The sequence below is a fragment of the Pseudomonas segetis genome (genome assembly GCF_900188155.1).
GTDB classification, from domain to species: domain Bacteria; phylum Pseudomonadota; class Gammaproteobacteria; order Pseudomonadales; family Pseudomonadaceae; genus Aquipseudomonas; species Aquipseudomonas segetis.
Map to the genome: position 1 here is coordinate 69223 of NZ_FZOG01000008.1, position 25787 is coordinate 95009.

Below are 25787 nucleotides of genomic sequence, written 5' to 3' on the forward strand. Positions count from 1 at the left end.
GGGTTGGTCAGTTCCAGAAAGGCCTGCCTTCCCAGCCTTGAACCAGACCCAGCACGCTCGGAACGCAGCCGGCCTTTGCCATAGTGGCCAAGGGAAGCGTTGCCATCACTTGCTTGAACTTGTCATTCCAGTTTGAGCTGGGATCGATCGCGTGCATCAGCGCCTGGGCCACGACGGCCCGCGAAAAAACCCGACCTCGATCAACTTGTGGCGGGAATTCGGCTTGAATGGCGTTCGCATATTTTGGGGCATTCGATGTGATCGAGGTGTTCCACAAGCGGCTATGGTGAGCACACAGGTTTCTGAGGAGAGTGAGACTCTTCAACCAGGATGTGATCACACTCTCGTCATAGCCAAAGCAAGCTGCGATGCTTTTGCGGTGATCGAGATGGAGGCCAGCCAAGAGCTTGGATAGCTGCCCGATGCTCATCGCTTCCAGGACTGCCCAAATGGGCGGGAGCGACGGGGTGTTGTAGGTGCTGTAGTAGTGCTTCATCGGCAGATTTTCTCTGAGGCCCACTACGTTCCTCAGGAAGTTGCGGTGATCATCACCACTCTCAAAGTGGATGGCATCAAGATAAAAATGCGGCCCGCAAGTGCGGTCGTTCGCCAAAGTGTTGGCGATAGCGGCACGGAAGGCGACCTCGATGCGCTCAATCGCATCCAGGCAAACAAGTCGCAGCTCACGGTCGAAATTGTAGAGCGCGAGAATGTCGTCGAAACGAACACCTGGATGGAATTGTTTCGCTGCGTCTTGGAGTGGACGCATGTAGATCAGCAGGCGGTAGTAGCCGATATAAGTAAGCGCCTGCAGTGCAAGAGCGGATTGGCCTCGCGTGGTCAGGCCTTTGGCTCGCAGGTGTTTAAGAAGGGCTTTCGGGGTCTTCGCCGGCTTGGCGTAAACGACGGGGGTTAGCGGCATGCCGAAGCGTCCTGCTGGCTTTTTCTCGCAGAAAAAACTAACCCCCTGGTGCGCAGTACGGGACAAGTCCCGCCCGAGGCGTGGGGGTTATTCTTGAGATCAATCTTAATCGGGCTTGACGGTGTCGTCAACCTCTGACGTATCGCCACTTAGAGCGGTCTGACTGTCGGCTCTGGTGCGTCCTGTACACATAGCGGGGCCTCGCGCTTACACGGGCGGAAGGACTGAGGAGTACATCGGCCCAGTGTAATTGATCGGCTCGCCGTTGATATCCTCAGCCATGCGGTTCTTCGCGTCCACCCAGTCTTGGAGCAAATCGACACGCTCATTGATTAGAGGGTGATTCTCCGAAGATGCTGCGACCAGGAACGCGATCGCCTGGCCTACCTCTACGCAGACCAGTAACGCGAAGTTTACGTGCCAGCTATTCTGACCATAAACGCCAGTCAGCTCGAAACTGTGAAAGTCCTCTCCAAGCGGACCGGAGTCCTCCAGGTGATCAATCACTGACTTCCGGTTGGGGTGAGCGCCGAAGTCGATCGAGGCCTCATAGTGAGCCTGTACGTACTCGGCCATCACTGGATCGATCACCTTGAGCTCTTTTACAGCCCTTCCGACTGTAAAAGTGTCCCGACAATCCTTATGAGCTTTTTCTGAATCGTGTCGGTGAAACCAGACATCGGCCTTCGCTTCGTCACGTGCGATCAGAAACGCATAACAGGCCGACTCAAGCGCTGTACGAACAATCGGAAATGTTGACACAACATGCCCCGATAGCGCTTGCCGTACCCCGCCAAGAAGCATGGTGTAGGCGTTCATCACCAGCAGGCCGGCCGTTGGATTCACTTCGAAATCCCGGGCGAATATCTCCTCCTGAAAGATCTGATCCATCTGGTCTACCAGGCACATCAGCTGAGGCGGCTCAGCCGCATGATCCTGAGCGTTTTCAGTGGTTGCCACCAGGTAGTCCCGCAGGGTGCCGGCATTAATTTTCATCACGCTCCGTCCATGTACGTTAAATCACAGATTTGTGATTTAACGTACACGAAGCATCGTCATGCGGGATTGGATTTTTCGGCTAGTGCGGCGAGAAGGCGGGCATCTTGGAGAGCATGGTGGGGCGGCTCGTCGCCGCTGTAGTCGGCATCGAAGTCGATGCACAGCAGCCCGGGTTGAGGTTGCACGTTGGCCGGCAACCCTGCCGGGTCGACGAGCCACAGCAGCAGAGTCCAGTCATAATCGGGAGCGTCAGTAATGACCTCTACCGGGCCGAGCGCCTGCAGGAAAGCCAGCAGCTCGCCCCTAGCCAGCTCCGTAGTGCGCCCGTGCTTAGACAGATCAAGCTGCGGCAGAACGGTTTCCCGAACAAAATCAGAGCAATCGCTCTCATCCCAGTTGTCGGTCAACTCGGCATAAAACTCGGGGCCTTCTTGCACTACTAGGGCGAGGCTGATCAGCTTTGCCTGGTAGCGGTTGAGGCTCGTAAACTCGGTGTCCAGGTAGATGCGGCGCATCGTCATCCGGGGTTGCTCCTTTGAGCTATGCACCGTGCATAGGTCTTTTGGCCTTCCATTCCGAGAAGGCTCGAATCAGATCCCCTTCGGGCCAGCTGCCGATTTCCACCCTCTCGTTGACCCAAGCTTGAAGCCCAGCTGAATCGATGCCTAAGGCATCCAGAAAGGCTTTGCTACGAACTGCGGCGGCCCGTCCAGCCTGCGCGATAACTTGCTCAATGGCCAGTTCAACGGATTCCTCAGAAGGGATCACTCCGTTTTCATGGCCGCATGCGGGTGCCTCCTCCCAAGCCTTTCCCTCAGCAGACTGTGAAGCGCTTAGATCACCTTGCTTGAGCAGGCCATCAAGATTCTTGCGCTGGCTCATCGGAGACACCTCGTAGTTCGTAATTAATATTCTGTGAGTTGTGATTTGATCTCTGCCAGAACGCCGATGATCCGCGCCTGCAAACGTGGATCGTGAAGTGCTGCCGCTGCTGCGACAGCTTCAGGATGGTCGACAAGAGTACGCAGCGCATCAATGTCGTTAGCGTTTAAATCGAGGCTCAATTTGATCTGGATAGTCATCGTGCAGCACCGTGCAGATAGATCTGGATGCCGGCCGCCCGGCACTTCGCCAGCATTGCGGAATTGTCGTGGGAAAAGAGTTCGACTCGACTGCGCACACTCAGCGGGGCGTCGTCGAACAGGGCGTTTCGCAGATCCAATAAAACCGTTTCTGTCGGAGGCCACACGCTGAATAGCGCCAGGTGCCAGTTGGTGTTGCAGTCGCCAGGCAGGCCGATAGCGTGGCTCGGCACGACATAGGCAGCTGTTACAGGCACAACGAGATTGGCGATGGTCATAGCCAGGATGAAAGGGCCGGCCATGCCGTTGCCTGGGGAGGTATGCAGCTCTTCGAGTTGTGCCTCCAGGCAGGCGATCTGGTGATCCCGCATCCCCTCGGCCAGGCGCTGGATCTCGATGAGGGTGTCAAACACCGGCGACCTCCAGAGTTCGCGTCTGAGCGTGTTTCTGGCAGCGAGTGCGCAGCCAGCCGACAGGTTGGCCTTGGTCGCCGTCATGCCATAAGTGGCCATCGTCGCCACAGATCTCGCAAACCTGCAGGGAGCGATGCTCGATCGGCTGCAGCGCTTTGCGGACATCAGGAGAGCAGGCGTTCGTGATGACGCGCAGGGAGCCAAACTTCTCTTTGATCTGGAGGATTTCGACGCCGGCCGGCAACACGGCCAGGGCCTCGCGAATCAGGTGGCGCCAGCCTCGACCGGCAGAGATTGGGGTGATAGGGCGCAGCCGCACGTCCGGGAAGTCGGCGGGGGTGATATGTAGGTCGGTCATTACATAGATCTCCTGTGTGCTGCCGTCTCTTGCATCTCTTCCTCCGCCGTCGCAGGTTTCGGTGCAGCCTGCGACTGAGGGTTCTCGTCCTGCTGCTCGGGCACTGCCTGGGGGGGCTGACTTTGCTGATGACGGCGAAGGAGGAGATCGTTGGGATCCTCGCCCTCAGTCATCCGGTAGTCGTCACGGCGATCAGCGACCTGCAGGCCGGGAGCTTGCTCGGCGAGCAGTTGCTTCAGAACTTCGGTGTGCCGAGTACCTGCATCGTCTTGGTCATAAACGAGATCGACCTGCCGAACACCGGTACGGTTGGCCAGGCCTCGCAGGGCACGGGCAGTATCCTCAGCAGGATTTCCGCCCGAGCTGACGTAGAGCGTGCGGGCGCGCTGCTCGGGGGTATCGAGCTGATACAGGCTGAGAGCGTCGAGACCGCCCTCGGCGACCTTGATTCGCTCGGGGTTCGCGCAGCTTAGGTTGGCGATGTAGACGCCCCTCTGGCTCTTCGAGAAAAGTGCCGGGCCCTCGTGCTTGCGCTCGAAGCCGGTGAATTTTCCGTCTTCGCGGACATGCGGGAAAACGGCGTTCCCGTGCCGGTCGGTGCGCCATTTCGTCTCCGCGAGCGTCTGTTCATCAATGCCACGCGATGCGAGGAAGGCGTTGGGCTGGTCGTTGGTCTGTTTGTACTGTTTATATACCGCTGCCCGGCGGAACTCGGCCTGCAGAGCCTCCTCCTCCCGCCGCTGCTCGGCCAGTGCGTCACGCTCTGCAGTCGGCACACACTGGTACTTGGCCCCGGATTCGAAATCACGGCCGAAGGCGATTTTCCGCAGTTCGTCGCGGGTTTCGAGGAAGCCCGCGCCGGTGGCGTGCTGATGTAGGTGGAACACATCGCCGCCGACGCCGGAGCCTTTACCGCCCTTTACGGCGATCCAGCACTCTTCACCGCGTGCGTTGGTGCGCAAAGTGATTTCGCGCATCGGGTCGCCTTGACGCTTAAAAATCAGAGATCCGCTTTTACGCTATGTCAGCCAGCATCCTTGACGACCGCGCTGGCTATTATCGAACTCTCGAAACCAGCCAAAAAGGCACGCTGGATATCACGTCCTGGCTGCTGTGGTTTCTCAGCACGCTGCTCAAAAGCTTGGAACAAGCCCTTGCCCGCATCGACCGCGTTTTGGCCAAGGCACGCTTCTGGCAGACACACCGCAGCCAAGCCCTGTCTGCCGAGCAAATAAAAGTACTCAACCGTTTGCTTGATGGTGGTGAACGCGGCTTTGAGGATGGTATCAGCGCCGCGCAATACCAAGCCGTGGCTAAGGTTTCAAAAGCTACCGCGACTCGACACCTGACGGACCTGCTTGCGAAGGGCTGCTTGATACGCCTGCCCAGCGGTGGCCGCAGTACCCGCTATAAAGTGAGGTTTGACGCGGGTGGTAACACTTAGCTTAAGGGTTCAGAGCGCTTAAGCACGCCCACTCGAAAGACAAACAATACTATAGTGCCATTACGCCAGGTTCCGGTAAGATCAAGATAACCATGGTGTACAGAAGGTCAGGAAATGGACTTCACCCCCATCATCGCGCAAGTCTGGGGCACGCTGAGCTGGCTGATTCCGCTCGCGTTTATCGCAGCACTGCTCAAGTCGCCTTGGTTCAAGGGCTACATCGGTGAGCAGCTGGTGCGACTATTCGCTCACCTGCAACTGGACAAGCAAACCTATCGCCGCCTGCACAATGTCACGTTGAACACGCCAGACGGCACCACGCAGATCGACCATGTATTCCTCTCGCCCTACGGCATCTTTGTGCTGGAAACCAAGAACATGAGCGGCTGGATCTTCGGCAGCGAGAATCAGGCTCAGTGGATGCAGAAATTCCCCAAGCACAGCTTCAAATTCCAGAACCCGCTGCGGCAGAACTACAAGCACCTCAAGGCGCTGGAAGCCACCCTTGCCGTTAACCCCGAGCACCTGCACTCGGTCATCACCTTTGTCGGCGGCAGCACTTTCAAAACCGCAGTCCCAGCCAACGTCACCCAGGGCATCGGATTTATCCGCTATATCAAGTCATTCCAACAGCCGCTATTCAGCGAGGCTGAAGTCGACGCCATGCTGCATGCCCTACAAACCGGCCGCCGCGCGCCGACCCTCGCTACCCACCGCGAGCATGTGCAAAACCTCAAGCGCCGCAGTGATCCGACAGCCGAACGGCTATGCCCGAAATGCGGCAGTGCGCTGCTGATTCGCACCCGAAAAACAGGAGCGAAGGCAGGGGAGCAGTTTTGGGGATGCTCGGGGTTTCCGAAGTGCCGGGCGGTTCAGCGTCTGTGAGGAGTAGAAGAAAATTGAAAATCGTGGTCTGTCCCCTATTGCTGCACAACTGTCTGCTTCGGTCTCGAAACTGGGGCAAATTCGTACCACATAGAGCTGCTTTGTCGAGAAAGGGCTGCCTACTATAAAGAGCCCCGACAAGCGCTTAAACGTTATCCTAAGACGTGCCCCGCCAATCCCTACTTTAGGGTGCGAATATCAAGCCAGGCCCTCAAAGGGCAGCACATCCGCTGGCCTTTATCGCTGTACCCTTAGCTTGCAGATTATGATGATGAAATATGGTCCTGATTATCACTGAGTAGGGACGAACCATGTCGTCCGCCGTCTTGAAGCAAGAACCTTGCACGGATAAGGCAGATTTGAATCTGCCCAACGTTATTCATCACCTGTCACCCATACAACCCCTGCCGGCGATCCTGATGCAAATCATTACGCGCACTAATCCGCTTATTCCGCGCCTCACCAAGATTCAATGCGGCCAACAAAATCTGCTCCCCCCCTTCTTCTGCCGGCCCTGCCAGCGGATAACCATCCGCATCAACAATCACTGAACCCTGTACCCAGCCCACACCGCGCTCATGCCCGTATCGATCACACGCAGCGATAAACATTCGATTCACCGACGCATTGGCCTGAACACGAACCACTTCGGCCGGACGCTCGGTCAGTGGTCGTGGTCCATCTGGCCAGTTAACTGGTGCACAAAGTAATTCCGCCCCGGCCAGCGCCGGTAGACGCACCCACTCCGGAAATTCCAGGTCATAACAAATCAGCATACCGATTCGCCCATGCACCGTTTCAACCACCGGCGGTGTGGCATCTCCGGCACTGAAAATTTCACTCTCGGCATCCCATAGATGCGCCTTGCGGTACACAGCGCGTAGGCCTTGGGGGTCGATCATCGCCGCACTGTTGGCCAATTCGCCGCCGCCCAGTAGCTCACAAAAGCCGCCAACCACGACGATATTCAGTTCGCGGGCGAGTTCCATCCACAGGCGCAAGGTCGAACCTTCGGTCGTTTCTGCCAAGGACAATGCTTCGTCGCGGTCGTTGAACACGTATCCGCTCTGAACCAACTCTGGAAGCACCACAACCTGAGCCCTTTGATGGGCCGCTGAACGAATGGCGCGTTCGGTCAATGTGCGATTGAACGCAAGGTCGCCGATTTTCGGTGCTACTTGGCAGCAGGCGACCACGGTGTTTTTGACAATTTTCAACGTGCCGCCTCCGCACTTAATTTGCTAATGGCAAGAATATCGTTCTCGGTGATCGTGTCGATGATCCGCCATTCCGATGCGAGGTCCAGCGAACGGCTAAGCAAGTAATACGTCAGGCCCGAGACCAGCAGTCCCACCAACCAAGCGATGTCCACGCCGTCCAGCATGCGCGCCAGTGGACCGACGAACACTTCTTTGTTGGCGGCGGCATTAAAGATGTAGAAGAACGGCACCATAGCGGCGAAGCCGATCAGGTACGAGACGATGCCGCGAAATTGCCAGGCACCATAGATGCCGTTCGGCGTGAAGAAATGAGGGATCGCGTACCGGCCTTTGCGCACGAAGAAGTAGTCCACCAGATTGACGGCGGTCCAGGGCACGAGGAAGTACAGGAGCAGGACTAAGAAGGTGTTCAACAGCGCGATGCCTTCACCTTTGATCGACAGCACGCAGGTCAACAGAATCACGCTGATTGCGGTAATGGAAAGGACCCGAGCACGAGATGTCGGGGTGATTTTTTTGATCGAGTCAACGCCGGTCAGCAGAGTCAACATGGCGCTGTAAGTGTTGAGCGCGATGATCGGCAGGAAGCCCGCGACCGAGATAATCACTAACACATTGCCCAGACCCGGAACGATCGAAGAGCCGACCTGACTCAACGCCACCAGCGCATCTACCGCTTTCAGCTGCTGCGCCAGCCATGCACCAAGGCCTATCATCCAGCCGCCGGACAATGAGGCACCGATGAACACGGCGGCAATCAACTTCGGCCGGCTGGTGTTTTTCGGCAGGTAGCGGGAATAGTCCGACACATAGGGCGCGTAGGAAATGTTGTAGCTGGCACCGATGGCGAACAGTGTGGCAAACGCAACCCAGCTGAAGCCAAGGTCCGTCGCCGGGGTGACCCCCTCTTGGCCAGCTCCGAACATCAGAGCTATTGTGACCAGCGCATACAGCGGCATCGTGGCCAACAACGCCCATTTGAAGGCTTTGTGCATCAGATCGTGGCCATAGATCGACAGCAGCGCGCCAATCAGCACTACCGCCACCGCGACAATGGTCGGGTCGATACCGAACACATGTTCGAGGCCGTTCATGATCAGCGAGATGTTCACCACGTTGAAGCCGACAAACACAAACATCGTCGCCATCAAGGCCAGGATTACCCCGCGATAACCGAACTGGGCACGGGACTGGATCATTTGCGGCAGGCCCATTTCCGGACCTTGCGAGCCGTGGAAGGCCATGAAAATGGTGCCGAACATGATGCCCAGCGCACCGGCCAGCATCGTCCACAGCGCCGACAAGCCGAGGCTTGGGCCGACGAAACCGATGGAGATGGTGAAGAAGTGAAAGTTGCCGAGAAACCAGAATGGTCCCTGGCTACTGAGTTTGGCGTGACGTTCATTTTCCGGAATGTAATCAATCGAGCGGCCTTCGATGGCCAACCCGCTGCTCGCTTCAAGGGCATGCGCAGACTGTGAGGACCCTGACATATGAGTATTCCTATGCTGGAATTGTTATTTTTATAGGCAATGCGCCGGTTTCATTGCAATGTAGGGCGTTGATCTGGCCGGTAAAATATCGCAGCCGCACTGTTTACATAGATCCACGTCTATGTGAAGAACTTCGGAGAAACACATGCTGGGCACTGTATCGGAGCTGGACTTGCGTTTGATCCGAGTCTTTCTGTCCGTCGTTGAGGCAGGCGGAATCTCCGCTGCGCAAACGGCGCTCAATACAACGCAACCCACGATCAGCGCACAGTTGGCGACGCTGGAGGCGCGGGTGGGATTTCGCTTGTGCGAGCGAGGGCGCTGTGGGTTTTCAGTGACGCCCAAGGGGGAGCAGTTTGTCGAAGCGGCGCGTCGGTTATTGGCGGCGGCAGAGGGTTTTCGGGCTGAAGTTCAGCACATCAATCGCAAGGTGTCGGGGAACATCAACGTCGGCTTGCTCGGTCAAATCGATCCGTCTGCCAACAAGAACATAGCCCTAGCCATCGCCCGCCTACGTTCGCAGCATGAGGGGCTGTACTTCCACTTCACCGAGCTATCGTCATCGTTACTAGAAGAAAAAATCATCAACGGCCATATCGATCTAGCCATCGGTTACTTCTGGCACCGCCTGCCCAATATCGATTACTACCCGCTGTTCCAGGAAACCCAAATTGCCTACTGCGCCCCTGCGCACCCGTTGTTCAGTCACGCGGGGGCGCTGAGCGGCAATGACGTGCGCGATTATGATTGGGTCTGGCCCAGCCACCCGTTACCGGAAATGCCCGCGCCCACTTCCATCGAACGCTTGACGGTACTCACTGATAGCATGGATGGCGCGGCCCTGCTCATACTTTCAGGCCAGCATTTGGGATTTTTGCCTCAACACTATGCGGCCAAACATGAACAGCTGGGGCAACTGCATCCGCTCAATTCTGAACAGTTGCGCTATGAAGTCGGCTTCCATGCGGCCGTACGTCATTCGTCGCGGCAACGGGAGTTGGTGGGCGCATTCTTGGCGGAGTTAATCGAAATTTTCGCAGCAGGGTAAGCTCAGAAACAGCCGCACAGTAGCTTCGAGGCCGATGCTTTCAGATGCGGAGTCATCCCGTGTAAATAGGGGACAGACCACAATTTACTGGGTCACTTAATAGCTTTCGACGATCAAACGCACAGGCTCGATTCATCTTGAGTGCTCAACCTACACCGCATCCTCGGCAAACCGCCACCCATTGATCCAGCGCAAGCCCGGTCGCACTTAGGGAGTGATTTTCGAGGACAGGGGTGGGGGTTGGTAGGTAAAATCGCCGGCTTTGTTAAAAAGCTGGAGATCTACACTTGGCTATTCACTACTCGCCAACCCCTGATGCCGTGGCTTGCGGTCGCACTGGCGCAAGCCTTAGCAGCACTGAGGAAAAGGCGCAGGTTTCATGCAAGCTTTGCTTGCGCAGCATCGAGAAAGAAGCCGCGCCAACCGTTGTCAATCGCTCGCCGAGCCTTGCCGAGTTGCGCGCTGCGGCCAAGGCCGCGAAGGCTGCGCCTGTAACTGCAACGCCAAAAGCCAGCCAGAGTGTGCGCAGCGCATGGCGTCAGAAGCTGGAGCAGATGCCGGGCCGCAACCGCTTGCCGCGTGGCGCCGCCAAGCAGGCATTCGTCTAGCTAGTAACACGAAGGCAGGTTTATTAGCGCGCAGCACGTGGGCTCGCGCAATAAATCTGCCGGCCTGCCTCTATTCCCTCCCCGGCAACTGTGCCAACCATCACCCTAATCAAGTCGGAATGATAGTCAATGCCAACGCGCCAGTCGGTGGGTGCAAGGTTGCTATGGCTGCATTGCGAAAACCTGCCGGACGGTTTGAAATAAGGCCTGGTAAAACTTGCTGCGTGACGGGTCCACCAAAGTTCGTTCTGGGAGGCCACGGACGTTGAGAGACTTCAGAGCGAAGGCTTGGAATACCGGGAAAGGACAGAGAATGAGCTGCAGAATTATCAGGATCGCGCATGTTTCGGATGCACAAGCCATCCAGGCGATCTACGCGCCGCTGGTGGAGCACAGCGCAATTTCATTCGAGCTGGAACCACCTTCCGTGGCCGAGATGGCCCGCCGCATCGAGACGACAATACAAACTTACCCCTACTTTGTAGCCCAACAGGATGGGCAGGTTATTGGTTATGCATACGCTGGCCAATACAAAGCTAGAGAGGCCTATAAATGGTCGGTTGAAGTGTCGGTATATGTCGCCGCGCAGGCACGCCGATCAGGCGTTGGCAGGGCGCTTTACCAGGAGTTGCTGGCCAAGCTCAAGCAGCAGGGTTTTCACGCCGCCTATGCAGGTATTGCGCTGCCCAATGAGCGCAGTGTCGGGCTTCACGAGTCCTTGGGATTTGTCCATTTAGGCATCTTTCCCGAGGTAGGATTCAAGCACGGCAAGTGGCACGACCTGGGCTACTGGCGTATTGCACTCGCTGATGCCACCCCACCTGCTCCGATCATTGCATTCGCCGCGTACTGATCAACCAAGAGGCTTGGTGCCAAGCTGATCGGTACGCGGGCTTACAACTCGAAACAGGCGCCTGGTTGCTGGTACCTGCGCTTTGCAATACTGCCGTTACTGGCTGCTGTCGGTGGCATGCAGCAAGGTTGCAATGGCTTGAAGCGCCAATGGATAACCATCGGCACCCAAGCCACAAATAACCGCATTAACGACGCCGGACATGATCGAATGACGATGCAGCTCGTCACGCCCATGAATATTGGACAAGTGCAGCTCAATCAACGGGGCTTCGATCAGTTTCAGGGCATCAAGAACCGGAATGGAATGAAACGAAAACCCGGCTGGATTGATAATCAGGGCCGCGCCCTGCTCGAAGGCTTCCTGAATCCAGTCAACCATCACTCCTTCATGATTGGTTTGGCGAAACTCACACTGCAGGTCAAGTTGCGAAGCTGTGGCTTCGCAACGGTCCTGGATTTCGGCAAGGCTGGTGCGACCATAGATATGTGGTTCACGGCGGCCCAGCATATTCAGGTTTGGGCCATTGAGGATAAAGACGGTGCGGTTCATGATCGTTCTGCCGAGTATTGATAAAGGTTATTTGGAGTAAAGAGGTGTCGCCACGCTATCGACGGACTCCTCAGGGGTGACGTTGTTGAGATCAACGCCTCGTGTTTCCGGGCCGATGACAATCATTGCCAGGGACACCAGGTTGATCACGGCACAGAGAGAAACCAGTGGCCAGGGTGAGTTGTTGGACTGGCTCATCAACCACACGGCGATCATCGGCATCGGCCCGCCCACCAGTAAATTGGCACCGGTATAAGCCAGGGCCGATCCGGAGAAACGCACTTGGGTCGGGAATGCTTCGGCGAATGCCACCGGTTGAATACCGCTCTGAAACTGGGTGAACCCCAAGAACAAGCCCATGATCGCCATGATTGCAGCGGCGTTCTGGGTGTTGAGGATCGGGAAGTAAACCATGAGGATCACCAGCGTCATGCATGAGCCGAACGCCAGTGCCTTCTTTCGCCCCCAGCGATCAGACAGATAGCCACCGGCAAGCGCGCCGAATATTGCGAAGATGTTCGCCACCATCAGTGACATAAAGCCCATCGACTGGCTCATGCCCAGGTGCTTGGTCAAGTAGCTCAGGGAAAAGATCACAATCAGGTAGAACAATGCCGCCGGCGAGCAAAAGAACAACATCAGCCGCAAGATGGTCTTACGATGATTGCCCAATACTGACTTGAGCGGGCTGTTTGCAGGCTTGTGCGATGTCTTTTTCAGCGCAACGAAGGCTGGCGTTTCGTCAACCTTCAGTCGGATGTAGATTGCCACCAACACCAGTACAAAGCTCATGACAAAGGGAATACGCCAACCAAAGCTCATGAACTGTTCAGTACTCAGCGTAGCCGCCAACCCCATCAATATGGCATTGGCCATGATCTGGCTGAGCGGCGAACACAAACCCAGCAGTCCGGAATAGCGGCCACGCCGGTCAGGTGCCGCATATTCAAGGGCCATAAGCTGCGCCCCGGTAGACTCTCCTCCCAGTGCGGAGCCCTGGATAATGCGCAGTAGCACCAGAAGAATCGGCGCTATGACACCGACTTGATTGTAGGTCGGCAACAGCCCCATCAGCACAGAGGCCAATCCCATCATGGTGACGGTGGCCAGCATCAGGTTGCGGCGCCCAAGCTTGTCGCCAAGGTAACCACAGATAATGGCGCCCAAAGGCCGAGCGGCAAGCCCCACACCGAATGTCGCCAATGAAGCAAGCAGGCCTGCGGTAGGCTCCATTGCAGGGAAGAAAAGCTTGGGCAGGACAGTGGCTGAAACCGCGCCATACAGGGTGAAGTCGAACCACTCCAGGGCCGTACCTATAGTCGCTGCGGTAACCGCCTTGCGTGACATTTGCGAATCATGAGGGCTGCTGTTTGTACTCATAGAAGGCTCGTCATTGTTGTTATGGTTATGAAGTCATCCCGCGACCCGGTCTCAAGTCCCTTCTTTCAGGTTGCGTGAACTCGGGTAGACGTTAACCCAGTGAACCTGCAAAATAATTATCGAAATCAGCAATAATCAATAAGACAAGCTTATGAGTAATTCCCATGGAGCTGCGCCACCTTAAAGCCTTTGTCGTCGCTGCCGAGCTCCAACACTTCAGTCAGGCTGCGGAGCAATTGGGTATCGCTCAACCCGCCTTGAGCCAGTTGATGCGAACCCTGGAAAATGAACTGGGTATACCCTTGTTCAGAAGGGAAAATCGCGGGGTGGTTCTGACCCCTGCCGGCCTGGCATTCCTGCCCCATGCGCAGCAGTCGATCAAATCCAGCGAGCTGGCCAGCGCCGCAGCCAAGCGCGCCCGACGCGGCGAAGTGGGTGCGCTCAACATCGGTTATCACTCGGCATTGCTGGAACACAACCTGCCGCAATTGCTGCGACACTACTTCAGCACATTTCCCGAAGTCAGCGTGACACTGGTGGATGCGGGCATTAGCGCTCAGTTTGAAATGTTGCTCGAACACAAGATCGACCTTGGCTTTGCCCGTGTCTTCAAAGATCACCTGCCGGAGCGTTTACGCACCCATCACTTCAGCCAGTCCAGATTGGTTCTTTTGCTTCCTGACAACCACAAACTTGCCAGCAGCTACAGTGGTGAACTGGCCAGCCTACGGCATGAAAAATTCATTTTCCTGCAAGACCCAAGCGGTATAGGGCTTACCTCCCACACACTTCAAGCCTGCCGGCAGAACCAGCTGCATCCTGAAAACATTCTCTACGTGCCTTCACTGATGAGCATTCCCGGGCTGGTCGCGGCCGGCATTGGCATCAGTATTGTGCCCGAGCCCATGGCGCGCCTGACCATGCCCGGTGTACAGATTTTTCCCCTGGACCAGCCTGAAATGATCAGTGAACTGTCCCTGATATCACGTATTGATGAGCGCTCAAGGGCAGTATTGCACTTCATCGAAGAAGCCCAGGCCTGGGAGTGAGCCACGTTTGATAAGTACCCGGACAGACAGTTTGCGCAGCAAAAGGACAGATCGCGCAGCCATTTGGCGTGGAACAATTTCTGTAACATGGATCAACAACTGAGTGCCGATAGTAGCCGGACAAGCCCATGTCCGAGGAGACTACTCAGTGTTCCACCGTATTCTGTTTTCCCTGTCTGTTCTTAGTTTGTCCATTTCCGCCGCACAGGCGGCGAGCACCAACGCACTCGATACTCCGAGACTGGCAAGCGCTGATAACTTCCGCGATGTCGCTGGCAATAACACGCCTTACAGCACAAGCAACAATGGCGTGATGCGCGGTGGCGTGTTTTACCGGTCAAACCAACTTACGGTTTCGCCGGCTGATCTTGCGACCCTCAACAGCCTGAATATCAGCAACGTTTTCGACCTGCGCACGCCCGGTGAAATTGCAACGGCGCCGGACCTCCTGCCCGAAGGCGCCAGCTACACCAACTTCAATGTCACTGGCCAGGCCTTTACCGATATCAACTTCAGCTCGGCGGCCGATAGCATTGCGATGATGGAGGCTGGTGAGCGCGAGTTCGTCACCAACCCCAATGTGCGCTCAGAGTTTGGCAAGCTGATGCGCGCCTTAGCCAGCAGCGAGGACGCGGCAGTATTCCACTGCACGGCGGGTAAGGATCGCACCGGCTGGACAGCCGCGGTTCTGCAAAGCCTGGCCGGGGTTGACGAGCAAACGGTGATGGCCGATTACCTGTCAACCAACGCCTACACGGCTGATCGTGTAGCCGCGACCTTGGCCCAACTGAACGCTATTTCCCCGGAAATGGCGGCCGCCTATGAGCCACTTTTGGGTGTGCAGGCCAGTTTCCTGCAAGCGGGTCTTGATCAGGTTGAGGCCACTTATGGCAGCATGGACAACTATCTCAAGGAAGGCCTTGGCCTGGATCAGGAAACCATTTATGTACTGCGTGGCAAGATGGTTCGCTACACCAGTCTGCCGGGCCAGGAAAACTTCAGCGGCAACGCTGCTGCAGGCGCCGCCCTGCTCAATGACCTGCAAGACACCAGCCTTGCAGGTAGCTACAGCGCCTATAACTTCTATCTGCAGTCGGCTATTGATGCCGGCAGCCTGGGCGGCCTGGAATCTCAGGTCGGTGGCCAGGTGCATGCCGATGCCAGCGCCTACCTGCTGCGTCAGGCGTCGCTGATCGACGATGCCTTGAGCCCTTATGCCGCAGGCAGCAACCTCAAGGCTGGAGAGTCTTCGCTATGGATGACGGGCCTGGCCGGTTACCTGGGCACCGACGGTTCCCATAGCAACGCCAGCAGTAACGAACACACCAAGGGCGCAGTGGTCGGTGGTGTTCATCGCTTCAACCAGCGCACCAGCGCCAACCTCGCATTTGGCTACAACAAGGGCACTATCGGCAGTGCCAGTGGTGATGCAAAGACCGACTCGACCTTTATCAGCGCGGGCAGTCGCTATGCCTTCGACAGCCTCGAAAGTGGCGCCTACCTGGATGTCCAACTCGATGCAGGCTACATCGACTACAGCAGCAAGCGCGACCTCAGCGGCAGCCTCGGCACGGCAAAGGGCGACACCCATGGCAGCTTCTATGGCGCCAAGGGTAGCCTGGGTTATCGCATGACGCGCGGGAGCATGCTCATTGAACCGGAAATTGGCTTGCGTACCAGCCATGTACAACTCGACGGTTTCAAGGAAAAAGGCAGTGAACTTGCGCTGGACGTCGACAGCACCAACCGGAGCCTCAACAGCCTGGTTGCCGGGGTGAAACTGGGGTTCGAGTCACGCCTGCTTGCTGATTGGAGTGTGACGCCCGGCTTGCAACTGGGCTATGAGCACATGCTCAACGACCCGAAGGTTAAAAGCTCGGCCACAGTACTTGGGCTGGGTATTGATCAGGATTCGGCGTTCGACTCGGACAACATGATCAAAGCCGGGATGAACATAAGCGCGTCGCATCAAGCCCTGACCCTGGGCGCCGATTTCAACGTGCTTTCAGGCGGTGACAGCAGAGGCTTGAGCGGCCAGATCAACGCGAGCATTGCTTTCTAAACGGCTAGATCGCCCCATGCCCTGCCTCGAATACAGGCAAGGCATGCGGCGAAGCTAACGCCTGCGTATAGCGTTTTTCACATCCAGCGGGCTTTGCCCAAAGGCATTCTGAAAATACTGGCTAAAGCGCCCCATATTGGTAAACCCCAAACCCAGGGCTATCTCGGCAATGGAACGCGAAGGGTCCTGCACAATGGCACCATGGGCACGTTCCAGACGTACTTGCCTCTGGTAGGCCGCAATTGAAGTACCCATGAAACGACGGAAACCATCTTGCAAGGCACGCAGGCTGACATTGCACAGCTCAGCCAGTTGGGCGCTGTTGATCGACGCGTCTGGGTGCTCCTGAATGAACTCAACAGCCAACTTCACATGACGCGGCGCAATAAGCGGGCCCTTGTGCTGCAGCGCGTCAGTGTAATTGTGTGGCCAGCTCTCCAGCACCGCATCCACCAGCATCTCTTGAATACGCATGGGCATCAGGGCACTGGAGTTGATCAACACATCAGCCTCGGCGCCGGTCGCAAACTCCAGCAATGACCTGAGACCCGCGAATGCAGGCTGGCCCAGGTCCACCATGGGCTGGAACCTGACGCTGTTGACAATGGGTTTGCCCAGGAGCGTTGAAAGTCGCTCGGCAAATAATCCCCGGCGTATGGAAAAACCATATTGTTCGTGACTGTCGATAAAGCGTGTGGAACGCAGGTCTGCTTTGTCCATGGCAAGGCCGACACTGGGCACACCGACCAGGTCACTGGCCTGGTTGAACATGATCTTGCCCGCAACCGGCAGTACGAAGGTTATTTCATCGCTGATCGGTGGCAGCTCGATCGTAAAGTCTCCGCTGTAAAGCATGTGGCGGAAACTGACCCCTTCATAACGACCGTACACGCCAGCGATGTTAATGTGCGGGTCCAAGCGCGGTAAGTTGGCATAGACAGCGCCCACCATAATTGAAGTCAGATGCATGAAATCATCCGCCTTCATGTCATCCGACCTGATTATCACTTTTCTGCGGGTCGCACCGGCCGTCATAGTAATTCCTGCATGATTATCGCGTCCGACAAGAAGCACAGCCGTGGCATCGAGCCCACGGCTATCGGCCTGCAAATTTATGTCGGCCAAGTTACAAACAGATGACATATTTTGAAATAAACCCAACAGCAAGGGTCAGGGGGGAACTTGCCGGTTGATGACGACTCATCCCTGCGCAGCAATTCACACTCAATCTTTCGGCTAGTCGACCGATAAGGTATTCGACGCGCTAGTAATCTGCCCTTTGGCGCTGTACGAGGATTAACCGAATGCTGCTTAAACTGAAAACCAAAGTGGTGCTGCTGGCACTCATACCTGTATTGCTCTTTGCCTTGGTCATTAGTGGCGCGGCAGCATGGGTATTGCAGAACCTCGCGACCCAAGAACTCAAAGAGACTCGCGAGCGCCTGCTACAAGAAAGCCGTAATGAACTACAACATTACGCACAGATCGCATTGGGCTCGGTGCAGAGCCTGTATGACAATGCCGCCCCTGGCGATATGGCCAGCCGTGAGCAAGCCATCGCCATTCTGTCGAAGATCAAGTACGGCAAGGACGGTTATTTCTTCGCTCATGACTCCAATGTAGTTCGCCTGTTTCGCGGCGACAGCCCCGTGGATGTAGGCAAGAATTTAAACGACCGACGTGATTCCAATGGCGTGTATATCAATCGCGAATTGGTCAGAGTCGCCAAGGACAACACCAACTACGTCAACTACAGCTCGCCACTGCCGACTGACGACTCGGTAATGGTGCCGAAAATGGCTTACAGCTATTACCTGCCAAAGTGGGACATGGCCCTGGGTACGGCGATCAACCTTGACGGTGTCGAGGCGCAGATCGCCAAGGTGCAGGTTGCGATTGATCAGCGCATCAGCACCATTATCAGCAGCATTGTGGTGGTCGCGATTGTATTGCTGGTGGTATTCGGTATTGCCGGCGTGGTGCTGAGCAACACCTTCCTGCGTCCACTGCAGCAGATCAAGAACAACCTCGATGACATTGCAGCCGGTGAAGGAGACCTGACCCGCCGCCTGCCCATCAATGGCGACGATGAGCTTGGCCAACTGGCTGGCTCGTTCAACCGCTTTATCGAGAAGATTCACGGCATGGTCAGCCAGATGGTCGATGTAACAAGCCAGTTGACCGAGCTTGTGGGCCAGGTGTCGACGCAGGCACAACGCTCCGAAGACGCCATGGAGCGCCAGCGCCACGAGACCGACCAGGTTGCAACCGCGATCAACGAAATGTCGGCAGCCGCGCAAGAGGTCGCACAAAGCGCCCAGGGTGCGGCAGAGGCAGCACAAAAGACCGACACCGAAGGCCAGGCTGCGAAAAAAGTGGTCGACGGCAGCATCGAGCGCATCCACACCCTGGTGCAGGACATTCGCGACAGCGGCTTGTCCCTGGATACCTTGCAAAAGGACGTGACCTCGATTGTCAGCGTGCTTGATGTGATTCGCTCAATCGCCGAGCAGACCAACCTGCTCGCGCTCAATGCCGCGATCGAGGCGGCACGCGCCGGTGAAGCCGGACGTGGCTTTGCCGTGGTTGCCGATGAGGTGCGCGCACTGGCCAGCCGCACACAGCAGAGCACCCAGGAAATTCAAGGCATGATCGACCGCTTGCAGAAAGGCACCCAGGATGCGGTCACCTCGATGCAGCGCTCCAGTGACGCTGGCGATGTAACCCGCGAGCAAGCCAACCATGCAGGCACCTCGCTGGACGCCATTGCACAGCTGATCGGCACCATCAATGCAATGAACGCGCAGATCGCCAGTGCAGCCGAGGAGCAGACCGCGGTGGCCGAAGAGATCAACCGCAGCGTGCACAAGATTGCGGTGGCGGTGGACAACGTGGCGGATGAAACCCAGCAAGGCGCTCAAACTGCGCGCCACCTGGCCGGGTTGGGTGATCGCCTGGGCTCGCTGGCGCGCCAGTTCCGTATCTGACGCCTTAGCCGCACGGCGGCAAAGCAGCACAAAAATGGCGACGTCTGTCGCCATTTTTATTGCGCGGGCCTTTTGCCGGCTTCAGCGCACAGCAGCGTTTTATTTATCCGAGGCAGCGCCTGGCTCCCGAGCGGGAGCCGCATACCAATTCTCACGAGGCACCAGCTTGGCGTCCTGCGGGTCTGCCAGGTAATGTGGAGACATGATCGCCACGCCGTACTCATTGAATACATCCTGAATATGGGCATGCAACACGCTGAGTAGCTGAGCCCGCGGCCGCGGCTCACTGGGGATGGCTTTCGCAACGAGGCGGTATTCAGGGTAGAAATCTGAAAGCGCGGTCTGGAACACCTGCGGTGCTGGCTCCATGACGATACCATCGGTGCGCTTGGCGGCCTCAAGCAACATGGCTTCGACCTGTCGCCACGGAGTGTCATAACCGATGGTGACGACAGTATCGACCACATACCCACTGCCATCGACAGTGCGTGAATAGTTCTTGGTCACGCCGCTGGTGATCATCGCATTGGGAATCGTCAACACTTCACCCAAACCGGTGCGAATCGTGGTGGTGAACATCCCAAGCTCGGTGACCGTACCTTCGTGCCCGCCTACACTGACGAACTCGCCCGGACGCAAAGTCCGCGAATAGGTGAGGATCAGCCCTGCCGCAGCTTGCCCGACCACGCTCGACGCGCCGAGGGAGATCATCAGACCGACCAACACCGACAACCCCTTGAAAGCGTCGGTTCCGGCACCCGGCAAATAGGGATAAGCCATGGCCAGGGCAAACAGCCAGATCGCAATGGAGGTCAGCCGCATTGTCGGCTGCAAGGTTTCACCGCTCAGCCAACTGATGGTCCCGGGGCGCGCCATGCGCATCAGCAAACTACGGGTAAAACCGATAATCCCGCGTGCCATGAAGAAGATAGCAACAGCGATGGCCAGCCCCGGCAAGGCATCAATCACACCTTGCAAGACATACTTGGCCAGGTTGTACAGGTAGACGTTGAGGCTCTCTCCCCACGGCCGGGTATAGGGGAAACGCGAAAGCACGAAACTCAGCCACTGATAACTGAACAACAGCACCAGCATCCAGTACAAGAGCCACAAAAGGCGATCGACCAGGTAATAGATATTCTTGATATCGATCAGCGGCGTGTGTCCCACCTTGAGGGCGCTGGTGTGACGCTGCATCAAGCGTGGCAACTGGTTGGCAAGCATGCGCCGAACCCAGCTCACGCCACGCAGCAGGACAAAGTAGATCAATGTAGCGACCAGGCTCAGGCCCGCAGCCATAAGCATGAAATGCACATTGCGCGTTTGCTGCGTCTCGGCCACCACGATGCGCAGTTTTTCGGCGGCTATCTCGGCGGTTTCTCGTGCGGAACTAGCTGCGGTATCAATGTCGCCGGGGGAAATAATAAAGGCTCGCCGCTGCCCGAGCAGGACGACGTAGCTCTTGAGCACCGGCTCAATCCTGACAGCCAGGGCTTCATTGCCGTCCAAGGCCTCATTAATTACCGCGCGTGCACGACCGACACGTTGCTCGGGGGTCTCGCTAAGCAGCGTTGCACGCAGTACAACGATGCTTCTGTTGGCAATTGTCAACTCGGCGGGCACACCTTCGGCAACCATCGGCGAGGCGTCATCCGCCGAGGCTAGCGAAAACCAACTTGACCACAGAACACAGCAGCAAACAGCCATCCAGAAGTTGCCTACAACACGCATTACTGACTCTCCATCATGCGGACTACTCAAGTTTTGTGGGCCCCATCGCGCCAGCGCAAGAGCTTTTCAAGCCTCTGCACAACAGCGAGCGGGAGCATCATTCAACAGCGACAGCGGCAACAATTTCCAAACTAAACTGGCGTTCCTCGGACAAGGAATAGCCGACGTTCCAGGGGCTCAAGCATTTGGGACAGGCTTGAGTACAACAGCTTGGCGCCACCTTGGCAGTACGCCCAGCGAACTCACCTCAACGGTTAGCGCTTTTGCTGCAAGCGTAGACCAACTCAAGGCCCTATGCGGTGCCATCAGCCAGTTTGCGCATTCAGGACATGGCACTGGATAACCGGCTTGATTGGCCGGCATTGCGCGCGGATTTCGGCGCGCGATAGTACCTGAACCCATCAAGCCTGCAATGAAAATCAGCGCAGGCAGAGCTGGCGTAATTTGTCAAATATATGGCGGGTCATGCCAATAATTGCAATTGATTAGGTTCCAGAATCAGGCTTCTGCATACGAAGAGACAGCAATGGCTGGAGGTATCTCGATGCGATTGGCTCAATGCTGCTGACTGCGTCCTCTAACCAAACCATCACAGCCGAAGCTGTTGATAAGCCAAAACAATAACGAGGAACCTGATATGGCCCTGCCAGAAACCTTTACCCATCAAGACGAATTGCTCACGATCTCAAGCAACGCCCAGCCCTTCCTTGATGGCCTGCTGCACCCCGGCATCAGCGTTGCGCCAATGTTTCTTGATACACACAACGGCGTGTGGTGCCTGCGCGTCAAGTTCAAACCAGGTGTAACCCTGCCGCTCCACTACCACACCGGCGTGGTTCACTTCTACACAATGTCTGGTTGCTGGTACTACACCGAGTACCCGGACCAGAAGCAAACTGCTGGCAGCTATCTGTTCGAACCAGGTGGATCAATCCATCAATTGAATGTCCCTGCCGATAACACCGAAGACACTGATACCTTCATGATTGTTTTCGGCGCAAACGTCAACTTCACCGAAACCGGCGAATACATCAATATGATGGACGCGGGCCTGATCAAGACTTGGGTTGACCAAGCGATCAAGGAGCAGCCAGGCGCGGAAGATGTCCGCTACATCAGCAGCCCGGTGCCGAGCTTCACCAAGTCCTGAGTTGGGCAGAACGCCACCTCAACACGCCTGCTGAATGCGGTCTCAACCCTTCCAGGCGTTTTAGGGCTTTAACAAAGGTTTAGCGTTGCGCCGACAGCGCTATACGCCAGGGCCAAATTTCATCATGTCAAACCCGTCAGTCTAGCCAGCCGGTCTATGCTTGAATCCGTGTGTCCATAGGTGCATGCACTCATTCAACGGCGTACAGGGAATGCAGTAGATGAACAATAAAATCTCACCGGCAAGCGTCTTGGCAATGTCATCGGTTATGACACTCGGCAGCAGTGCTTACGCGGCGGAAAAAAGCAGTGCAGAACTGGCCAAGCAACTGGCCAACCCTGTCGCCGCGTTGATCAGCGTGCCCTTCCAGTATAACTATGATGAGAATATCGGCCCGGATGATAAAGGCAGTCGCCATACCCTGAATATCCAACCGGTCATCCCGATGGATATCAGTGAAGACTGGAACCTTATTTCCCGGACTATTTTGCCGATAATCGACCAAACCGATATCGCCCCCGGAACAGGCAACCAAAGCGGTACCGGTGATGTGGTACAGAGCCTGTTTCTCTCACCCAAGGCGCCAACATCCAACGGCTGGATCTGGGGTGTTGGCCCGGCTTTTCTCTTGCCCACAGGTTCCGATGACTTGCTCACGGCTGATAAATGGGGCATTGGGCCTACCGCCGTGGCCCTAAAGCAGTCAGGCCCCTGGACCTTCGGCGCGCTGACCAACCATATCTCCAGTGTTGCCGGCGAAGATGACCGCGCCGATGTGAGCAGCACGCTATTGCAACCCTTCCTGGTTTACGGAACCCCCAATGGCGTGACCTATACCGTCAATACGGAAGCGACGTACGACTGGAAAGGTAATGAAGGCGCCATCCCTATCAACTTTCAAATTAACAAGGTCAGCAAAATTGCTGGGCAAATGATCCAGTACGGTGCTGGCCTGCGTTATTGGGCGCAAAGCACTGAGTCGGGTCCCGAGGGTCTGGCTTTTCGCCTCAACTTTGTCTTGTTGTTCCCTAAGTAAGAATGCCTATTCATGACGCATAGCTGGTGCCATGCATCCACTGGCAACGCATTCGAGATTAGGCATTCCACGACCAATCTGCCTCCTGATTAAAAGGAATTGTGCGATGAGAATCTGGAATCTGCCTGCCGTGGCTATATTGTTGGCAGCCCCTGTGCTATCGATGGCGGCGGAGGTGGCCGAATGGCCAGATCGTAGCGTCCTGCCCATTTCGCTATCCCCCTTCAAAGGTAAAATTGGCAAGGACTACACCCAAACCAAGGATGACTGGCAACAGGTACCAACAGCCCCAGAGGGCGCCCCCAATGTGCTGGTGGTGCTGCTCGACGACGTCGGCTTTGGCCAGACCAGCACCTTTGGCGGCTTGATCCCGACACCGAACCTGGACAAGCTGGCTTCCGAAGGCTTGAAGTTCAACCGCTTCCATACCACGGCTATCTGTGGCCCATCACGCGCAGCCTTGCTTACCGGGCGCAATCATCACGATACAGGCAATGGCTTCTTGATGGAGTGGGCGACAGGCCTGCCTAACTACAACACCATGATCCAGCGTGATACAGCGACCATTGGTGAGATTCTCAAGGACAATGGCTACAGCACCTCTTGGCTTGGCAAAAACCACAACACCCCTGACTGGGAAAGCTCGGTTGCCGGCCCTTTTGACCGTTGGCCAACAGGCTTGGGTTTTGAATACTTCTTCGGCTTCAACGCCGGTGAAACCAACCAGTACTACCCGACCATTTTCGAGAACACCAAAGCTGTAAATCCGGACAAGTCACCTGAAGAGGGCTACCACTTCATGACTGACATAACGGATCGAGCCATTGCCCGTGTGCGCTACTCCAAAAGCGTTGCGCCCAATAAGCCGTTCTTTATGTACTTTGCCCCCGGTGCCATGCATGCCCCACATCAGGTATCCAAAGAGTGGCGCGACAAGTTCAAGGGCAAGTTCGACATGGGTTGGGACAAATACCGCGAGGTGGTTTACCAGCAACAGCTTGATATGGGCATCATCCCTAAAGGCACAAAACTTACGCCACGCCCTGAATGGGTGCCGGCATGGGACTCATTGTCTGCTGATCAGAAAAAACTCTATACCCGCCTGATGGAAAACTACGCTGGCTTCTTTGCCTTCGCCGACCATGAAATTGGCCGTCTGCTGGATTCGATCAAGCAACTGCCTGATGCCGACAACACCATGGTCATTTACATCGCAGGTGATAACGGCGCCTCGGCAGAAGGCGGCCCGGACGGCACAGTAAACGAGATCAAGGCGCTCAATGGACAGCCGACCACCATTGAGGAAACCCTCAAGCGTTACGATGAAATTGGCGGCCCTAATACCGAGCCACATTATCCAGTAGGCTGGGCGTGGGCGGGGAACACCCCGTTTCAGTGGGTTAAACAGGTGGCCTCGCACCTCGGCGGCACACGCAACCCAATGGTGGTTTCATGGCCAGCCAAGATCAAGCCAGATACCCATCCACGCGACCAGTTTCTGCACTTGGTCGATATAGTGCCGACCATTCTTGAAGCAGCACACCTGCCAATGCCGACCAAAGTAAAGGGTGTTGAGCAAAAGCCTCTGGCCGGTGCATCGTTCCTCAGTGCATTTACCGACGCCAAGGCACCATCGCCTCGTGACGAGCAATACTTCGAAGTCTTGTCCAACCGTTCGGTTTACTCCAAGGGCTGGAAAGCTGATGCGCAGCACACTCTGCCTTGGCGCCAAGACCTTGCTCCAGGCAATTGGGACAAGGACAAGTGGGAGCTTTATAACCTCAACGAAGATTTCAGCGAAGCTAACGACTTAGCCGCGCAGATGCCTGAAAAAGTAGAGGAAATGAAGAAGAAGTTTGACGAATTGGCAACCAAATACAACGTCTATCCATTGGACGACCGCGGCGCTGCCCGCCTGGCCGTGCCTAAGCCTGGTGTGCCCGGCTCGGACCCTAAAGCCAAGCGGTACACCTACTATGCTGGGGCAACTCATTTGCCAGAAACCGCAGCACCACAGATGAAAAACCGCTCCTGGACATTAACTGCAGGCATTAAAACCGAAGGTTCGAAAACAAGTGGTGTGGTCATGGCCTTCGGTGGTGTCGCGGCAGGTATTTCGATCTATCTCGATAAAGGTGTGCCGGTATTCCATTACAACTGGTTTGAAGAAAATCGCTACATAATCAAGGGCGACAAGCCACTGCCAGCAGGCGAATCCACACTCAAGGTCGACTTTGTCTACGATGGGGGCGGTGCTGGCAAAGGCGGCATGGCAACCATCTCGGTTGATGGCAAGAAAGTCGCTGAAGGTCGTGTCGACAAAACCGTGGCAGGCCGCTTTGGAATCGATACGTTCGGCATCGGTGAAGACAGCGCCCAGCCCGTAGTGAACACCTACAAGCCCCCATTCCCTTTCGAAGGTGAAATCGAAAAAGTAGTAATCGATCTCAAATAAGGACGCCTCATCTACTTATCGCTGCGCCCAGCACATAGCCGTGCGGGGTGCAGCTGTGTC

The 25787-nt window shown here is 56.2% G+C and carries 24 protein-coding genes and 1 pseudogene; 11 read left to right on the forward strand and 14 right to left on the reverse strand.

From position 1 onward, the window contains the following. Positions 1-7 precede the first annotated feature (7 nt). The 8 genes from CHB79_RS20090 to CHB79_RS20120 form a co-directional block, all read right to left on the reverse strand. On the reverse strand, positions 8-922 hold the full coding sequence (locus CHB79_RS20090) for an Abi family protein (protein WP_089361194.1): 915 nt from the start codon (positions 920-922) through the stop codon (positions 8-10). 207 nt (positions 923-1129) lie between these two features. Beyond that, positions 1130-1918: a hypothetical protein gene (locus tag CHB79_RS20095; protein ID WP_089361195.1), complete on the reverse strand. Its 789-nt coding sequence runs from the start codon at positions 1916-1918 to the stop codon at positions 1130-1132. Positions 1919-1977: 59 nt separating this feature from the next. Beyond that, the gene (locus CHB79_RS20100; RefSeq protein ID WP_089361196.1) at positions 1978-2442 is read right to left on the reverse strand and encodes a 3'-5' exonuclease family protein; all 465 of its coding nucleotides are present in this window, start codon (positions 2440-2442) and stop codon (positions 1978-1980) included. A 19-nt stretch (positions 2443-2461) separates the two neighbouring features. Further along, positions 2462-2803 (reverse strand): hypothetical protein, encoded by a 342-nt coding sequence (locus tag CHB79_RS20105; protein WP_089361197.1) that lies wholly within the window; start codon positions 2801-2803, stop codon positions 2462-2464. 23 nt (positions 2804-2826) lie between these two features. Further along, on the reverse strand, positions 2827-3003 hold the full coding sequence (locus tag CHB79_RS22100; protein ID WP_176443235.1) for a hypothetical protein: 177 nt from the start codon (positions 3001-3003) through the stop codon (positions 2827-2829). Next, a complete protein-coding gene (locus tag CHB79_RS20110) occupies positions 3000-3416 on the reverse strand; it encodes a hypothetical protein (protein WP_089361198.1) in 417 nt (138 codons plus the stop codon). The genes CHB79_RS22100 and CHB79_RS20110 overlap by 4 nt, the downstream gene beginning before the upstream one ends. After that, positions 3409-3774: a hypothetical protein gene (locus tag CHB79_RS20115; RefSeq protein WP_089361199.1), complete on the reverse strand. Its 366-nt coding sequence runs from the start codon at positions 3772-3774 to the stop codon at positions 3409-3411. Before CHB79_RS20115 ends, CHB79_RS20110 begins: the two co-directional genes overlap by 8 nt. Continuing rightward, complete coding sequence (locus CHB79_RS20120; RefSeq protein ID WP_089361200.1) at positions 3774-4751, reverse strand: toprim domain-containing protein; 978 nt, start codon at positions 4749-4751, stop codon at positions 3774-3776. The genes CHB79_RS20115 and CHB79_RS20120 overlap by 1 nt, the downstream gene beginning before the upstream one ends. A 29-nt stretch (positions 4752-4780) precedes the next feature. Here CHB79_RS20120 and CHB79_RS20125 point away from each other — a divergent pair. Together CHB79_RS20125 and CHB79_RS20130 are read left to right on the forward strand one after the other, a co-directional pair. Then, a pseudogene (locus tag CHB79_RS20125) lies at positions 4781-5218 on the forward strand (Fic family protein); the annotation flags it as partial. A 114-nt stretch (positions 5219-5332) separates the two neighbouring features. Further along, on the forward strand, positions 5333-6103 hold the full coding sequence (locus tag CHB79_RS20130; protein ID WP_089361201.1) for a nuclease-related domain-containing protein: 771 nt from the start codon (positions 5333-5335) through the stop codon (positions 6101-6103). A 389-nt stretch (positions 6104-6492) separates the two neighbouring features. Here the strand turns inward: CHB79_RS20130 and CHB79_RS20135 are convergent, their stop codons facing one another. Together CHB79_RS20135 and CHB79_RS20140 are read right to left on the reverse strand one after the other, a co-directional pair. Then, positions 6493-7320 (reverse strand): nitrilase family protein, encoded by an 828-nt coding sequence (locus CHB79_RS20135; protein WP_089361202.1) that lies wholly within the window; start codon positions 7318-7320, stop codon positions 6493-6495. Continuing rightward, the gene (locus CHB79_RS20140; RefSeq protein WP_089361203.1) at positions 7317-8816 is read right to left on the reverse strand and encodes a purine-cytosine permease family protein; all 1500 of its coding nucleotides are present in this window, start codon (positions 8814-8816) and stop codon (positions 7317-7319) included. Before CHB79_RS20140 ends, CHB79_RS20135 begins: the two co-directional genes overlap by 4 nt. 145 nt (positions 8817-8961) lie before the next feature. Between CHB79_RS20140 and CHB79_RS20145 the strand changes: the two genes are divergently transcribed. The 3 genes from CHB79_RS20145 (at position 8962) to CHB79_RS20155 (ending at position 11325) form a co-directional block, all read left to right on the forward strand. Further along, positions 8962-9864: a LysR family transcriptional regulator gene (locus CHB79_RS20145; protein ID WP_089361204.1), complete on the forward strand. Its 903-nt coding sequence runs from the start codon at positions 8962-8964 to the stop codon at positions 9862-9864. A gap of 287 nt (positions 9865-10151) precedes the next feature. After that, entirely contained in the window at positions 10152-10472 is a 321-nt protein-coding gene (locus CHB79_RS20150) for a hypothetical protein (RefSeq protein WP_089361205.1), read from the forward strand. 313 nt (positions 10473-10785) lie between these two features. Continuing rightward, positions 10786-11325: an arsinothricin resistance N-acetyltransferase ArsN1 family B gene (locus CHB79_RS20155; RefSeq protein ID WP_089361206.1), complete on the forward strand. Its 540-nt coding sequence runs from the start codon at positions 10786-10788 to the stop codon at positions 11323-11325. A 96-nt stretch (positions 11326-11421) separates the two neighbouring features. On the opposite strand, the gene CHB79_RS20160 is transcribed toward CHB79_RS20155, so the two are convergent. Continuing rightward, positions 11422-11877: a type II 3-dehydroquinate dehydratase gene (locus CHB79_RS20160; protein ID WP_089361207.1), complete on the reverse strand. Its 456-nt coding sequence runs from the start codon at positions 11875-11877 to the stop codon at positions 11422-11424. Between the two features lie 27 nt (positions 11878-11904). After that, positions 11905-13257: an MFS transporter gene (locus CHB79_RS20165; protein WP_089361208.1), complete on the reverse strand. Its 1353-nt coding sequence runs from the start codon at positions 13255-13257 to the stop codon at positions 11905-11907. Positions 13258-13421: 164 nt separating this feature from the next. On the opposite strand from CHB79_RS20165, the gene CHB79_RS20170 reads away from it, so the two are divergent. Further along, positions 13422-14306, forward strand: a complete 885-nt coding sequence (locus tag CHB79_RS20170; RefSeq protein ID WP_089361209.1) for a LysR family transcriptional regulator — start codon at positions 13422-13424, stop codon at positions 14304-14306. Positions 14307-14454: 148 nt separating this feature from the next. After that, positions 14455-16368 carry a tyrosine-protein phosphatase gene (locus tag CHB79_RS20175; protein ID WP_089361210.1) on the forward strand — a complete coding sequence of 638 codons (1914 nt, stop codon included), beginning with the start codon at positions 14455-14457 and terminating at the stop codon, positions 16366-16368. Positions 16369-16422: 54 nt separating this feature from the next. On the opposite strand, the gene CHB79_RS20180 is transcribed toward CHB79_RS20175, so the two are convergent. Beyond that, positions 16423-17355 (reverse strand): AraC family transcriptional regulator, encoded by a 933-nt coding sequence (locus tag CHB79_RS20180; protein ID WP_089361250.1) that lies wholly within the window; start codon positions 17353-17355, stop codon positions 16423-16425. Positions 17356-17672: 317 nt separating this feature from the next. Here CHB79_RS20180 and CHB79_RS20185 point away from each other — a divergent pair, with 317 nt between their 5' ends. Further along, complete coding sequence (locus CHB79_RS20185; RefSeq protein WP_089361211.1) at positions 17673-19355, forward strand: methyl-accepting chemotaxis protein; 1683 nt, start codon at positions 17673-17675, stop codon at positions 19353-19355. Positions 19356-19454: 99 nt separating this feature from the next. Here CHB79_RS20185 and CHB79_RS20190 read toward each other — a convergent pair whose 3' ends face one another. Beyond that, entirely contained in the window at positions 19455-21086 is a 1632-nt protein-coding gene (locus CHB79_RS20190; RefSeq protein ID WP_089361212.1) for a mechanosensitive ion channel family protein, read from the reverse strand. Between the two features lie 637 nt (positions 21087-21723). On the opposite strand from CHB79_RS20190, the gene CHB79_RS20195 reads away from it, so the two are divergent. The 3 genes from CHB79_RS20195 to CHB79_RS20205 all read left to right on the forward strand — a co-directional run bounded on the left by CHB79_RS20195 (position 21724) and on the right by CHB79_RS20205 (position 25727). Next, on the forward strand, positions 21724-22236 hold the full coding sequence (locus CHB79_RS20195; RefSeq protein ID WP_089361213.1) for a 2,4'-dihydroxyacetophenone dioxygenase family protein: 513 nt from the start codon (positions 21724-21726) through the stop codon (positions 22234-22236). Positions 22237-22456: 220 nt separating this feature from the next. Next, on the forward strand, positions 22457-23272 hold the full coding sequence (locus tag CHB79_RS20200) for a hypothetical protein (RefSeq protein WP_089361214.1): 816 nt from the start codon (positions 22457-22459) through the stop codon (positions 23270-23272). A gap of 106 nt (positions 23273-23378) precedes the next feature. Beyond that, entirely contained in the window at positions 23379-25727 is a 2349-nt protein-coding gene (locus tag CHB79_RS20205; RefSeq protein WP_089361215.1) for a sulfatase family protein, read from the forward strand. The last annotated feature ends 60 nt before the right edge of the window (positions 25728-25787 follow it).

Bases quoted from the DNA above. Each gene is read 5' to 3' on its own strand.
- CHB79_RS20180 (WP_089361250.1), bottom strand. From the start codon at position 17,355: ATGAAGGCGGATGATTTCATGCATCTGACTTCAATTATGGTGGGCGCT.
- CHB79_RS20185 (WP_089361211.1), top strand. From the start codon at position 17,673: ATGCTGCTTAAACTGAAAACCAAAGTGGTGCTGCTGGCACTCATACCT.
- CHB79_RS20170 (WP_089361209.1), top strand. From the start codon at position 13,422: ATGGAGCTGCGCCACCTTAAAGCCTTTGTCGTCGCTGCCGAGCTCCAA.
- CHB79_RS20145 (WP_089361204.1), top strand. From the start codon at position 8,962: ATGCTGGGCACTGTATCGGAGCTGGACTTGCGTTTGATCCGAGTCTTT.
- CHB79_RS20160 (WP_089361207.1), bottom strand. From the start codon at position 11,877: ATGAACCGCACCGTCTTTATCCTCAATGGCCCAAACCTGAATATGCTG.
- CHB79_RS22100 (WP_176443235.1), bottom strand. From the start codon at position 3,003: ATGACTATCCAGATCAAATTGAGCCTCGATTTAAACGCTAACGACATT.
- CHB79_RS20165 (WP_089361208.1), bottom strand. From the start codon at position 13,257: ATGAGTACAAACAGCAGCCCTCATGATTCGCAAATGTCACGCAAGGCG.
- CHB79_RS20140 (WP_089361203.1), bottom strand. From the start codon at position 8,816: ATGTCAGGGTCCTCACAGTCTGCGCATGCCCTTGAAGCGAGCAGCGGG.
- CHB79_RS20090 (WP_089361194.1), bottom strand. From the start codon at position 922: ATGCCGCTAACCCCCGTCGTTTACGCCAAGCCGGCGAAGACCCCGAAA.
- CHB79_RS20120 (WP_089361200.1), bottom strand. From the start codon at position 4,751: ATGCGCGAAATCACTTTGCGCACCAACGCACGCGGTGAAGAGTGCTGG.
- CHB79_RS20130 (WP_089361201.1), top strand. From the start codon at position 5,333: ATGGACTTCACCCCCATCATCGCGCAAGTCTGGGGCACGCTGAGCTGG.
- CHB79_RS20155 (WP_089361206.1), top strand. From the start codon at position 10,786: ATGAGCTGCAGAATTATCAGGATCGCGCATGTTTCGGATGCACAAGCC.
- CHB79_RS20195 (WP_089361213.1), top strand. From the start codon at position 21,724: ATGGCCCTGCCAGAAACCTTTACCCATCAAGACGAATTGCTCACGATC.
- CHB79_RS20115 (WP_089361199.1), bottom strand. From the start codon at position 3,774: ATGACCGACCTACATATCACCCCCGCCGACTTCCCGGACGTGCGGCTG.
- CHB79_RS20105 (WP_089361197.1), bottom strand. From the start codon at position 2,803: ATGAGCCAGCGCAAGAATCTTGATGGCCTGCTCAAGCAAGGTGATCTA.
- CHB79_RS20190 (WP_089361212.1), bottom strand. From the start codon at position 21,086: ATGCGTGTTGTAGGCAACTTCTGGATGGCTGTTTGCTGCTGTGTTCTG.
- CHB79_RS20200 (WP_089361214.1), top strand. From the start codon at position 22,457: ATGAACAATAAAATCTCACCGGCAAGCGTCTTGGCAATGTCATCGGTT.
- CHB79_RS20095 (WP_089361195.1), bottom strand. From the start codon at position 1,918: ATGAAAATTAATGCCGGCACCCTGCGGGACTACCTGGTGGCAACCACT.
- CHB79_RS20100 (WP_089361196.1), bottom strand. From the start codon at position 2,442: ATGACGATGCGCCGCATCTACCTGGACACCGAGTTTACGAGCCTCAAC.
- CHB79_RS20205 (WP_089361215.1), top strand. From the start codon at position 23,379: ATGAGAATCTGGAATCTGCCTGCCGTGGCTATATTGTTGGCAGCCCCT.